General features: G+C 69.5%; 12 protein-coding genes. 5 read left to right on the top strand and 7 right to left on the bottom strand.

Going from position 1 to position 12,239, the window contains the following annotated elements; translation table 11 throughout:
* Positions 1 to 8: 8 nt before the first annotated feature.
* The 5 genes from ACOGXE_RS11665 to ACOGXE_RS11645 form a co-directional block, all read right to left on the bottom strand.
* The gene (locus ACOGXE_RS11665; RefSeq protein WP_419931086.1) at positions 9 to 1,364 is read right to left on the bottom strand and encodes a substrate-binding protein; all 1,356 of its coding nucleotides are present in this window, start codon (positions 1,362 to 1,364) and stop codon (positions 9 to 11) included.
* A gap of 67 nt (positions 1,365 to 1,431) precedes the next feature.
* Positions 1,432 to 2,871 carry a substrate-binding protein gene (locus ACOGXE_RS11660; protein ID WP_419931085.1) on the bottom strand — a complete coding sequence of 480 codons (1,440 nt, stop codon included), beginning with the start codon at positions 2,869 to 2,871 and terminating at the stop codon, positions 1,432 to 1,434.
* A 10-nt stretch (positions 2,872 to 2,881) separates the two neighbouring features.
* Complete coding sequence (locus ACOGXE_RS11655; protein ID WP_419931084.1) at positions 2,882 to 3,244, bottom strand: ArsR/SmtB family transcription factor; 363 nt, start codon at positions 3,242 to 3,244, stop codon at positions 2,882 to 2,884.
* 94 nt (positions 3,245 to 3,338) lie between these two features.
* Positions 3,339 to 4,118: an S-methyl-5'-thioinosine phosphorylase gene (locus ACOGXE_RS11650; RefSeq protein ID WP_419931083.1), complete on the bottom strand. Its 780-nt coding sequence runs from the start codon at positions 4,116 to 4,118 to the stop codon at positions 3,339 to 3,341.
* Entirely contained in the window at positions 4,115 to 5,461 is a 1,347-nt protein-coding gene (locus tag ACOGXE_RS11645) for an amidohydrolase family protein (protein ID WP_419931082.1), read from the bottom strand. The genes ACOGXE_RS11650 and ACOGXE_RS11645 overlap by 4 nt, the downstream gene beginning before the upstream one ends.
* Before the next feature lie 66 nt (positions 5,462 to 5,527).
* Here ACOGXE_RS11645 and ACOGXE_RS11640 point away from each other — a divergent pair, with 66 nt between their 5' ends.
* The 3 genes from ACOGXE_RS11640 to ACOGXE_RS11630 are packed head-to-tail and all read left to right on the top strand — an operon-like array spanning position 5,528 to position 8,243.
* Positions 5,528 to 6,472 carry a branched-chain amino acid ABC transporter permease gene (locus ACOGXE_RS11640; protein WP_419931081.1) on the top strand — a complete coding sequence of 315 codons (945 nt, stop codon included), beginning with the start codon at positions 5,528 to 5,530 and terminating at the stop codon, positions 6,470 to 6,472.
* A complete protein-coding gene (locus tag ACOGXE_RS11635) occupies positions 6,469 to 7,671 on the top strand; it encodes a branched-chain amino acid ABC transporter permease (protein ID WP_419931080.1) in 1,203 nt (400 codons plus the stop codon). Before ACOGXE_RS11640 ends, ACOGXE_RS11635 begins: the two co-directional genes overlap by 4 nt.
* Positions 7,668 to 8,243 (top strand): class I SAM-dependent methyltransferase, encoded by a 576-nt coding sequence (locus ACOGXE_RS11630; RefSeq protein ID WP_419931079.1) that lies wholly within the window; start codon positions 7,668 to 7,670, stop codon positions 8,241 to 8,243. Before ACOGXE_RS11635 ends, ACOGXE_RS11630 begins: the two co-directional genes overlap by 4 nt.
* Positions 8,244 to 8,260: 17 nt before the next feature.
* Here the strand turns inward: ACOGXE_RS11630 and ACOGXE_RS11625 are convergent, their stop codons facing one another.
* Entirely contained in the window at positions 8,261 to 9,097 is an 837-nt protein-coding gene (locus ACOGXE_RS11625; RefSeq protein WP_419931078.1) for an SDR family oxidoreductase, read from the bottom strand.
* 52 nt (positions 9,098 to 9,149) lie between these two features.
* On the opposite strand from ACOGXE_RS11625, the gene ACOGXE_RS11620 reads away from it, so the two are divergent.
* Positions 9,150 to 10,382: a CaiB/BaiF CoA transferase family protein gene (locus ACOGXE_RS11620; RefSeq protein WP_419931077.1), complete on the top strand. Its 1,233-nt coding sequence runs from the start codon at positions 9,150 to 9,152 to the stop codon at positions 10,380 to 10,382.
* 39 nt (positions 10,383 to 10,421) lie between these two features.
* Positions 10,422 to 11,267, top strand: coding sequence for a response regulator (locus tag ACOGXE_RS11615; protein WP_419931076.1), 846 nt, complete (start codon positions 10,422 to 10,424; stop codon positions 11,265 to 11,267).
* Here the strand turns inward: ACOGXE_RS11615 and ACOGXE_RS11610 are convergent.
* Positions 11,244 to 12,236, bottom strand: a complete 993-nt coding sequence (locus tag ACOGXE_RS11610; protein WP_419931075.1) for a thioesterase family protein — start codon at positions 12,234 to 12,236, stop codon at positions 11,244 to 11,246. The two genes, ACOGXE_RS11615 and ACOGXE_RS11610, sit on opposite strands and share 24 nt — an antisense overlap.
* Positions 12,237 to 12,239 lie beyond the last annotated feature (3 nt).

Genomic DNA, 12,239 nt, shown 5'->3' with positions numbered 1-12,239 from the left:
GGCTTGCGCTAGGGATTGCAGGTCTCGTCGGGCTCCACTGACGGGAAGGCCTGCACGATCACCTGGCTTCCGTCGGCCTGGATCTCAGCCACATAGATCGGCTGCGCGAGGTGGCGGCTGTCGGTGACAGAGATGTCCCCGGTCGGCGTCGACAGGGTCAGTCCCTCCAGCGCTGAGGCGACGGCCGCTGTCTCGGTGGTGCCCGCCGCATTCGCCGCTGCGGCATACAGCAGCGCTGCGTCGTAGATGTGCGAGCTGAACGTCATGTGCGGTGGCGCATCGGCCCCGAAACGCTCGAAGTAGCGGCTCACGAATTGGGCGTTGGCGGGGTTGTCGACTTCCTTGAAGTAGCCGAGCGTGACGCGCATGCCTGCGGTCACCGCGGGCCCCATCGCGCCGAGGACGTTCTCCTCGTAGATGTTCGCCAACCGCGGGATGGCCTCCTGGCCGATGCCGAAGTCCAGGGCCTGGGTCTCGAACGCAATCGCATCGCCGCCCACGAGAGCCGGGAAGATGAGATCTGCGCCTGAGCCTGCGATCTGCTGGGCGACTGAGGAGAAGTCCTGCGTTCCCAGCGGGACGTACTCCTCGCCGACGACCTCGCCGCCGGCACCCTCGATGTACTGCCGGGCCAACTCGAAGCTGCGGCGGGGCCACACGTAGTCGTTCCCCAGCAGGAACCAGGTCCGGCCGCCGGTCTCGTCCATCATCCAGGGGATGACCGGCGCGAGCTGCTGACTCGGCACCTCGCCGGTGTTGAACATCACCGACGAGCACTCGCCGCCCTCGTACAGCGCCGCGTAGATGTACAGCACGCCGGCGTCCTCGGCCAGCGGCTTGGCGGCCTCACGTGTGGCGCTGGAATGCGTGCCGAGCACCACGTCGACGCCGTCCGACTCGATGAGCTGCTCCATCGCCTGGCGGCCCACGGCCGGATCGGTGGCGTCGTCTGCCAGGAATGTCTCGACCGGGCGGCCGTTGATGCCGCCGGCGGCATTGATGTCCTCTTCGATGAACTCTGCGATGTTGGCGGTCGGCTGGCCGAAGATGCCTGCCGGCCCGCTGTTGGAGAACAGGATGCCGATGCGCACCGGTTCCCCCGACGGCTCCGACGGCTCGTCAGGATCCGTGGCGGCAGCCGCTTCGGTTGTCGCCGGAGCCGGCTCAGGTTCGGGCTCGGACGCCGGCTCGGCGTCCGCAGCGCCGCCGTCGGCCGCGGGTGCAGCAGTGGCGGCTGCCGGTTCGGACACCGCCGGTTCATCGTCGCTCGTGCCGCATGCGGCGGCGATCATCGAGAGCAGCACTGCCAAGATGACCGCGGTGCGTCCAAGCGACGGCCGCGGCCGGCTCCGTCGAATTCCCATGACTCGCCCCCAATATGTGAGTAATTGTTGACATATTGTCTTGTCAACGGGAGCGGGTCAAGCGCGGTCAGGGAGCGGGACCTGCCACGGGAAGCTCGTCCAGCACCTTCACACCCGACGGGGTCGCCTCCCCCAGCAGCAGCGATTCCAGCGATCCGCCGCGACCGCAGCGCCTCGGGCCGCGGAAACCCGACGTGCGGAGCCCGCCGAGGAATGCGCCGGGCTCGACGCCGCCACCGGATCGGCAGGCACTGGCCCACGTATGGATGGCCTCGTACACGCCCTCTGCTGCAGCGGACACCGGCGGGGAGCAGCGGCCGAACCGATCCCGGTAGCGCCGCAGGAAAGCTCGGTTCTCGGAGGTGTCCATGGCGGCGAAGTAGCCGAGTGCGTTCCAGATGCCCGCCGCCGCGGGGCCCAAGTGCTCGACTACCGCATCGTCCATCAGCGGCGCAAACGTGCGGGTCGTGCCGCGCAGCCCCGATGCCGAGAACTGGCTCTCGAAGCGGACGTGATCCTGCCCGACGAAGCTCGAGACGATGTGGTCGGTGCCGCAGTCACCGATGGCAGCGATCACCGGGCCGAAGTCCTCGGTGCCGAGCGGCACGTAGCCCTCGCCCGTCACCGTGCCTCCCATGCGGTCGACCACCTCCCGCGCTGCGGCGCCGACCGCCCGCGGCCACGAGTAGTCATTGCCGGTGAGGAACCAGCGGGTCCCGCCTGTCGCCTCGGCCATCAGCGGCAGCGCCCGGTGAAGCTGGTCGAGGGGCCGCTCGCCGAACCGGACGAGCAGCGGATGCGTTGCGGCTGCCTCGCTGGTCGGGGTGTAGAGGTAAGGGATCCCGTTCGCGACGGCCATCGGCGAGGTGGCCGCGTAGGTCGCCGAGGAGTGCATGCCGACGACCGCAGCCATGCCGGACACCCGGCAGAGCCGGCGCATCGCGATCGCGCCGACGCCGGGATCGGTGGCATCGTCGGCCACCACCAGACGCACTTCGCGCCCCAGCATCCCGCCGTCGGCGTTGATCTCGTCCACTGCGAGCTGCGCACAGTTGACGGTGGATCGCCCGAGGATCCCGGCGCTGCCCGACAGCGAGGTGAGCAGTCCGAGCGGGATCTCCCACTCCTCGACATCGGCGCAGGAATGAAGCCCGAAGTCGGCGCCCAAGCGCACCAGCTCCCGGTCGTCGATCGTGACGCGGATGCGCAGGCGGGTGCCGCCGTCGCTCAGCGCGTCGAGATGGCACACCACACGGCCCGCCCACGGCGCTTCATGCACCAGATCGATGCGGCGGCCGGGCATGCAGCGCTGGACCCTCGCGGTTCCCGCCACCCACGCCCCCTCGCCCAGCGGCAGTGTCAGGCGCACCAGGGCACCGGGCCGGAGTGTTTCCGCCTCGGATCCGAACAGCCAGCCCAGCGACGGGTCGCCCGAGCCGAACAGGGCGAACAGCTCGCCCGGGCATGCCTCCAGGCGGGCCTCGCTGCGGAGAACGAGCTCAGCCATGGCAGTGCCGTCAGGCGCTCAGCTCGTCGTCTCGCTGGGCCGCGCTGCCGGCCGCCTCCACCGCCTCGGTGAGTGCCGCGGAGAGCTGGTCCAGCGAGTTCTGGTACACGGATGCAAGGAAGGCCACGACCGTGTCGGCCGGCGTCGAGGTGAGCGAGTAGTGCCGGTAGCGGCCGTCCCGGCGCTCGGTGATCAGACCGGCGAGACGCAGGATGCGCAGGTGAGAGGAGACCGCCGTCCGGCCGACCCCGTCGAATCTCGCAGCGATCTCGCCCACAGTGAGCTCGCCGTGCTCACCGACGAGGCCCAGGATGGCCCGGCGCGTCGGGTCCGCCAGTGCCGAGAACGTGGCATTGCTCGTGGGGTCCGACATGCGTGCGCTCGTATCGGTGAGTCAACAGCTGTTCACACATAGTGCCATACCAGCAGCGCACGCTGACCGGGCGGACTGGGCGGTCAGCCGCCCGTCACATGCTCCGCACGGCGTGGCCGAGCAGGGCGAACAGCGGCTCCTTGGTGGCCTCGAGCGCCGTCGAGACGTCTTCATGGGAGATCTCGCCGTCGAACATCCCCGCGGCCATGTTGGCCACCACCGCTATTCCCGCATAGGGAATGCCGGCCTCGCGAGCGAGCGCCACCTCCGGGTAGCCCGTCATGCCGACGACGCTGCCGCCCATCTGGGCGTACATGCGGATCTCCGCCGGGGTCTCGAAGCGGGGCCCATTCGTGCAGACATATGTGCCGGTCTGAGCTACGTCGATGTGCTCGGCATCGGCCGCCACCGCCAGCACGGCCCGCAGCCTCGGGTCGTACGGCGTGGTCATGTCGGTGTGCACCACCTGGCCGGGCTGATCGAAGAACGTGGCAGCACGGCCCGTGGTGAACTCCAGGTAGTCGTCGAGCAGCAGGAACGAGCCGGTCCCCCGCTCGGGCACCATCGAGCCGACGACGTAGACAGCCACAATCGCCGTGGCCCCCAGGTCGGCCATGGCGGCGATGTTCGCCCGGTAGTTGATGGCCGACGGCGGTATGGAGTGGTCACCCCCATGACGCGGCACGAAGACGATCCGCCGGCCGTGCCAGCGACCGGTCATGGCGTGGGCCTCGCCCCAGTCGGTGCTCACCGTGAGACGTTCGGCATCGGTGAGGCCGGGAAGCTCGTAGAAGCCGGTCCCCGCGATGATCCCCACCGGCGCCGGCTCGCCGGCCGTCGCGGCTGTGTCGCCGTTGCCACCCGTGTCGCTCATGTTCCCGACTCCTGTGCCAGTCGCTGTGCTCGATGCTGCACCTCGTAGCGAGCCCGTGCCTCGTCCACCGTCAGGCACACCCGGTCGGCCACGACTCGCTCACCGCCCACCCAGACGTCGGTGACGTGGCGGCTGCCCCCGGCCCAGGCCACATGCGCTATCAGCTCGGCTTGCGAGGTGACCGGCACAAACGCCGCGTCGTCGAGGTCAAGCCTGATCATGTCGGCCCAGCGGCCGGACTCGAGCACCCCGGTGTGCAGGCCCAGCGCCTCCGCACCGTTGCAGGTCGCCATGGAGATGACCTGCTGCGCGCTCAGCACGGTCGGATCGAGCGAGGTCACCCGGGCCAGCAGCGAGGCGATCTTGATCTCCTCCCACATGTCGAGGTCGTCATTGGAGGCCGGACCGTCGGTGGCCAGCGACACCGTGATGCCGCGCTCGAGCATCTCGGACACTCGGGCCACGCCCGAACCGAGCTTCATGTTGCTGACCGGGCAGTGCGCCACCGCGACGCCCGACGAGGCGTAGATGTCGAGGTCGGCGTCGTCCAGCCAGACGCTGTGCGCAGCGAGCACGCTCCCGTCGAGCACCCCCGCATCGGCCAGCAGCCGCGGCACGCTGGCCCCGCCGTGCCTGGCGGCGAGCGAATCGCCTTCGTCGGCCGTCTCCGCCACGTGGATGTGCAGCAGTGCGTCCCGCTCACGGGCCGCTTCTGCGATCTCGGCGCAGGGTCCCACGCCGAGGTCGTACGCAGAGTGCGGAGCGAACCCGATGGTGACGAGGCCCGACGGATCATTCACCGCGTCGTGCACGGCGGCGACCTCGCCGACGCGTTCGGCGACACTTCCCGTGTCATCCAGGTGCGCCACCGACAGCACCCCTGGGCACATGGTCAAGCGGATGCCGGCGCTGCGCCCCGCATCGATCACGGCGTGCTCGAAGGCGTACATCTCGCAGGTGGTGGTGACGCCCGAACGCAGCATCTCAACCGAGCCCAGCGTCATCCCCCACCACGCGTCCTCGGGTTGCATGCGGCCTTCGCGGGGCCACATCACCTCGGCCAGCCATGCCATCAGCGGCAACCCGTCGCCGGCGCCGCGCACCAAGGTCATCGGCGTGTGCGCATGGGTGTTGACCAGGCCCGGCATCAGCAGGCCGCCCAGGCTGATCACCGGCGCATCGGTGGTCGAAGCGTCAGCAGCAGCGCCGACCCATGCGATGCGCCCGTCGGCGCGCACGTCCACCGCCCCGCTTTCGATCACCGCGAAGTCCTCGTCGCAAGTCAGCACGACATCAGCGAGGTAACGAATGTCAATGGAGGGGGCGTCTGATGCAGTCGGCACGGCCTCATCTTCGCACCGGCACCTGTCCTCCGGTCAACGCCCCCGCCCGTGACACAATCTGCGGCCGTGACCCTGTTCCTGCAGCGGGTCTTCGACTCGTTCGCCAACGGCTCCGCGTATGCGGCGCTGGCGGTGGCGATTTCGATGGTGTTTCGCTCGACCGGGGTGCTGAATCTCGCGCAGGGCCAGATGGCGATGCTCTCCGCGTACATCGCGGTGGTGTTCGCTGCGGGCGCGGATCCGGCGGTCGCGTTCTCGGGCTGGTTGACCCCATTCGCGACGCCCTGGCCGATCTGGGCCGCGGTCGGGGGCGCCGTCGTCGTGTCCGCCGCCGTGGGCGCCCTGCTGGAGTACACGGTCATCCGGCCGATGCGCGGCGACCCGGTGCCGACCATCGGCGCGACGCTCGGGCTCTACTTGCTGATCGGCGTGTTCGTCGCCAAGCACTTCAGCGGTCGCCAGAGATTCCTCGGCTCGCCGTTCCCGCAGGAGCACACCGACCGTTTCGTCATCGGCGGAGCTCGGCTGTGGTTCGACACCATCGGGCTGACGCTGGTGATGCTGGCCGCCATCGGCTTGCTCGCCCTGATCCAGCGCACGACCAAGGTCGGCCTCGCGTTCCGGGCGATCACCTCCAACCGGGACAGCTCAGCGCTGGTCGGCATCCGGGTCGAGTGGGTGGTGATGGGCGGATGGGCCGTCGCAGCCGCACTGGGCGGGCTGGCCGGCGGCCTGATTGCCGGAGAGATCAACATCCGCCCCGACATGATGGAGCGCCTGCTGATCTTCGGCCTGGCGGCCGCCACCCTCGGCGGCTTGCGCAGCCCCGCACTGGCGCTGGCGGGGGGCTACCTGTTCGCCTTTGCCGAGACGATGATGGCCGGCTACATCGGCTTCATCGACAGCCAGGTGACGCTGGTGTGGGCGCTCGGCGTGCTCATCGTGGTGCTGTCGCTGCGACCGTCCGGGCTGGTCTCGCGCAAGGCCGGCCGCGGGGCGTTGCAGACATGACGACGCCTGAGGAGCCACTGGCCCCGGATCCCGAACCGCTGGTGTTCCGATTGGAGCCGACTGAGCCGCTGCAGCCGCCGGTAACGCCCGAGCCACCCGCAGCGCCCGAGCCACCCGCAGCGCCCGAGCCGCCCGCGGCGCCGGTCCTTGACGATGCCGGCGCTGAGGTCGTCACCGGCGACGCCTCGCCCACGTTGGCGTCCGAACAGAACCGCACCGCGCCGTGGCCGGCGCTGCTCACGGCCGTATCGCTCATGGTCATCGCGGCGCTGGTCGTGGTCGTGCCGCTGCAGGCGTCGTCCACTTTCGTGACCGACGTCACCCAGCTCACGGCCTTCTGCCTGGTGTTCGCCGGACTGTGGCTGCTGACCCACCGGATGGGGCTGCTGTCGGTCGGCCATGGAGCACTGACCGGCGTCGGCGCCTACGCCGCGCTGCATGCGGTGAACGACTTCGGCTTGCCGCCGATGCTGATGCCGCTGGCCGGCTTTGCTGCGGGCTGCGCGGTCGGTGCGCTGCTGGGAGTGCCGGCGCTGCGCTTGCCGAAGGCCTATCTGGCCTTGCTGACCCTGTCGGCAGCCGTGGCGTTCCGCATCGTGCTGCGCCAGCTCGACGGCCCGCTGCCGGTCACCCTCGATGGAGAGTTCATCCCGCCGGCCTGGACCGGAATTGCAGCCAACGACGAGCACATCTGGGAGTTCTGGTTGGTGGCTGCGTGGGTGGCGGTCGCCTTCTGGCTGCTGCACCGGCTGCTGACCGGTCCGATCGGGCGTGCGCTGGTGGCCACCAGGGACGAGCCGACCGCAGCGGCAGCGTTCGGCGTGTCGGTGTACCGGCTGCGGCTGGCCGGCGTCAGCCTCAGCAGCGGACTCGCCGGCCTGGCTGGCGGTCTCATGCTGGTGCCGGTCAACTTCAATGACCAGTCGCTGTATCCCGAAGAGCTCTCGATCAAGCTGTTCGCATTGACAATCGCTTTCGGCAGCACGGCGATCGGGGGCAGCCGGCTCATCACGACGGTGCCGGCGGCAGCGGTGCTGGTGCTGCTGCCGGTGTGGCTGGTCGACCGGCCCGGCTGGGTGACTCAAGGCGGCTGGATCGGTTTTCTCAAGTCCGAGTTCTTCCTGTACGCGGTGCTGCTGCTGATCGCCGCCTACACGCGCAGCCGCCGGTCTCGAGGGGTTCGGGTGTACGACGCATGAGCGCCGCTGAGCGCTGGGACGCCAAGTACGCCGACGCGCGCGAACCAGGGCTTCCGTCGGAGTTCGTCACGGGTCACGCCGATCTGCTGGCCGGCTGCGCTACCGCGGTGGATCTCGCCGGAGGCACGGGCGGCACGGCGCTGTGGCTCGCGCAACGGGACATCGACACAACGCTGGTGGAGGTCTCCCAGCGGGCGTTGGACGTGGCCACCAGCGCCGCTGCTGATCGGGACGTGCAACTGCGGACGGTCTGGGCCGATTTGGAGGCCGAGCCGTTGCCGACTGCTGCCGAACTGGGCAATGAGCATGGCTGGCATGCCGCGGTCTGCGCCAATTTCCTGCACCGGCCGCTGCTTGACGCCTTGGGGGGGCTGCTGGCTGCCGGCGGCATCGCGTTCGTGCAGATCGCCACCGTCGACAACCTGCACGTCAACGCGCGCCCGGGCCGTCCCTACCTTGTGGAGCGGGGCGAGCTGCCGGAGCTGTGCCGCGGGCTCGAGCCGGTCGGCTTTGACGAGGGCTGGTTCGGCGACCGCCACGAGGCGCGCCTGATTGCGCGCCGGGCGGTCTGAGCCGCCTCAGCAGGGGCTCAGCCCAGCAGCCAGTCCGCAGGGGTCACCGAGGCGTCGGCGAACAGGCGCGCCTGGAAGCGGCGCATGCCCGACAGCCAGCGGTCGATGTCCGATGCCTTGCGTTCACGGTAGGTCTGCACCTCGGGATGGGGCAGCACCAGGAAGCGTTCCTCTGCCATCGCCTCGATGACCGTGTCGGCCAGCTGCGAGGGCTGCAAAACGCCGTCGCCTGCGGCGGCGCCCGGCGTGCCGCGCTCCTGGTCGCCGTTGCCGGTGCGATCCGGGCTGTTGGCCAAGATGTTGGTCTCCACCGCCTGCGGGCACAGCATCGACACCACGATGCCCTTGTCGCCGTAGGTGATGGCCAGGAACTCGCCCAGCGACACTGCCGCCGCCTTGGTGACCGCGTACTGCAGCGAGCCGAGCTGGGTCAGCAGGCCCGCCGCCGAGGCCGTGTTCAGCAGGTAGCCGCCGCCGCGCTCGACCATGACGGGGACCGCCGCGCGGGCCGCGTACACGTGGGACATCACGTGCACGTCCCACATGCGCTGGATCTCGTCGTTCGAGACTTCCAATCCGCCCTGGGTGACGTAACCGGCGTTGGAGACGAACACGTCGAGCGCACCGTGTTCATTGACCGTGTCAGTCACGACTGCCTTGATGGCTGCCTCGTCGGTGACGTCGAGCCCGACGGCCGTACCGCCCACTCGGTCAGCCACTGCCTGCGCGCCGGCTTCGTCGCGGTCCACGACCACCAGCGCCCGCGCCCCCTCAGCCTTGAAGCGCTCGATGAGTGCTTCCCCGATTCCGCTCGCACCGCCGGTGACGACAGCGACCTTTCCCGCAAGTTCCATGGCCGGGCAGCGTAATCTCGCGACTCCGACTCGACGCTGGCTTGGAGGTCCGATGGCGGCACCGTTGGACGATGTGAAGGTGATCGAGGTGGACAGCTGGATGGCGACTCCCTCGGCGGGCGCGATCCTGGCCGACCTCGGTGCCGATGTCATCAAGGTGGAACCGCTCGACGGCGACCCGATGCGGGGCTACAGCCGTCCGGCGAAGCTGCCGCCGGAGATCAAGGACTACGACTTCCAGTTCGACGTGGACAACCGCGGCAAGCGCTCGATCGCCGTGGATCTGGGCTCGCCGCAGGGCCAGCAGGCGGTCCACCGGCTCATCGCAGGCGCAGACGTCTTCATGTGCAACCTGCTCATCCACCGCCAAGAGCGATTCGGCCTCGATCCGGCCACGGTGACGACGGTCAACCCGCGCATCGTGCACGCCACGCTGACGGGATACGGCACCGCCGGACCGCACGCATGGCGTCCCGGCTATGACGTGACCGCGTTCTTCGGCCGTTCGGGCATCTACGACGCCATGCGTGAAGGACCTGACGGCGCCGTGCCGATGGCGCGCCCCGCGCAGGGCGACCACACGACGGGTCTGGCGCTGGTGGGCGCCGTGCTGGCGGCCCTGCGGCTGGCCGAACGCACTGGCGAGGCCCAGGTCGTCGAGACATCGCTGTACGAGACGGCGGTGTGGACCCAGGCGTCCGACTACGCCATCACCGCCGTCGACCGGGCGCCGCTTCGCCAGCGAGCCCGCGAGAACATGATCGTCCCCACCGCCAATCGCTACCCCTGCGGCGACGGGAAGTGGGTGGTGCTCAACATGCCCCAGGAGAGCGCCTGGCCGCTGCTGTGCCGGGTCATCGAGCGGCTCGACTGGCTCGACGACGAGCGCTTTGCAGACATTCGCGGCCGGTTCAACCACATGCCCGAGATCGTCGCCGGCATCGACGAGGCATTGGCGCACCGCACCCGCGACGAGTGGGGCGAGATCTTCGATGCCGAAGGAATCATCTGGGGCCCGGTGCTGGGACTGCACGAAGTGGTTGACGACCCCCAGGCCGAGGCGCTCGGCCTGTTCCCCACGCTCGACAGCCCCGACATCGGCCCCTATCGCAGCGTCGGCATCCCGATGCGGTTCGCGAACGCTGCCGTCGGCCCCCGCGGACCGTCGCCGAAACTGGGCGAGGGCACCCGCGACGTGCTGGCCGCTGCAGGCATGTCCGACGCCGAGATCGACGGACTGATCGCCGAGGGCGCCGTGCGCGAGGCGCAGGAGCGCCGCGTCTAAGTTCGCTTGCACAGACCGCCCATCGAGGAGGTGCCCGGAATGCGACACGTGTTGATCGTGGCCAACCAAACCCTCGTCGGCAGCCATCTGCACGAGCGGGTGGAGCACATTTTGGCCGTCGACCCCGAGACCCGGTTTCACATCGTGGTGCCGGCCACCGGCGCCAACGGTCCTGATCCCGCACGGGCGCTCGCCGGGGCTCGCCGCCGGCTCAGCCAGGCATTCGAGGCGCTCGACGACATCGGGGCCCGGGTCACCGGCGAAGTGGGTCCCGCGCACCCAATCGTTGCGGTCAACCTGGCCATTGACCGGCTGAACCCCGACCTCATCATCTTGAGCACGTTGCCCGCGGGCGCCAGCAGGTGGCTGCACCTCGACTTGCCGCACCGGCTGCAGCGGCGCTTCGGGGTACCCGTCGAGCACGTCTCGGCCGAAACGCAGACGGTTGATCGCGCCGGCACCTTCGAGCCCCCGGTCGTCCACACTCCTGACGACACAGTCCACGTGCTGCTGGCCGAGGAGAACCAGCATGACGTCGACGTGATCACCATGGCGCTTGCCGAGGCCGGCACCCGCAACCAGCTCCGTGTGGCCCATGACGGTGCGAACGCCCTGGCCTTCATGCGAGCCGTCGGCCCATCGGAGATCGACTTGGTGCTGTTCGATCTCAAGCTGCCTGTGGTCAGCGGGTTCGATCTGCTGGCCGAGACGCGTGCCGCCGACGAATTCGACAAGGTGATGATGGTTGCGCTCACCACCGATGAGGCCGCCGACGACCGCGCTCGCGCGTATGACCTCGGCGCCGATGCGTTCGTGATGAAGCGGCCCGACTACAGCCAGATGGCCCACGTCATCGACGACTTACTGGCCGAAGTCGCCGGCTAGCCGGCGACCATCGGATACAGGCCGGCTAGCAGTCTCGCGGGCAGCGTTCATGCCGCCGGGGAAGCCGATCTCGGCTGGCGCCTCGACTTGGCTCTGCAGCACCCACCCGAGCAGGCCGTGCTCGTCGCTGATGGCCGTGTGAGTGCCGGCCAGCCCTCGGGGTGCCACCACGGTGGCCGCATCAAAGTAGAACCACTCCCCCGCTGGCACGCGCAGCAGTTGCAGCGTCACGTCGGTGTTGATGTAGGCGCCGCCGGAGGGCGAGAAGTCCCAGCCCACGGCCGCGCCGAGATCGGCCAGCGTCGCAACCCGAGCCAGCGGTGACGTCTCCTCGCCGGCCACAAGCGGATGGTCCAATCGCAGCCACGTGCGGCCGGGGCCCGGCTCCTCCGTCGAACCGCCGACGAAGCGAAAGTCCACCGCATCGGCGTTGAAGCCCGGACGTGGGTAGTCGATGTCGGGGTTAGCGCCGGGGTCGGCCCGCTCGGCGGGGATCGGCGGCAGCGATTGCCCGTCACTCCCAGGCTCGCCTGCCGGGATTGTCGGCGTCAGCCATTGTGAGGTCGCGCGCGCCACCAGCCGGCCTGCGCCCCGCTCGCCTGACGCTGGAATGTTCGACGGCACGGCACGCACCTCGGCGTCCACCAGGGCAGTCCGCTTGCCGGCCTTGACGGCGGTTGCGGTGACCTCATAGGTCGCCATCGGCATCCCCGAGAGGATCTCCACCGTCAGCCGGCTGCACACCTGATCGATGCCGCCCCGTCGCTGCTCGCGCTCGACCGCCCAGCCCAGCAGTCCGCAGATGGCGCCGCCGTGCATCACTCGGTGTGCCCACGGGCCGCGCGTCAGCTCGGTCGCACGGATGCCGTCCGCTTCTGAGACGAACAAGGCGGGCGGCATCGGCGCCAGCGATGCCGGGCCAGGGCAATCTGAGTTGGCGCCGGTCGGCCCGGATTCGATGTTCACCACGGC

Origin of the sequence: Candidatus Poriferisodalis sp. (assembly GCF_965208555.1) — a bacterium.
In the GTDB taxonomy this organism is placed as follows: Bacteria; Actinomycetota; Acidimicrobiia; order Acidimicrobiales; family Poriferisodalaceae; genus Poriferisodalis.
This window is presented reverse-complemented; position numbering and strand designations above follow the sequence as displayed.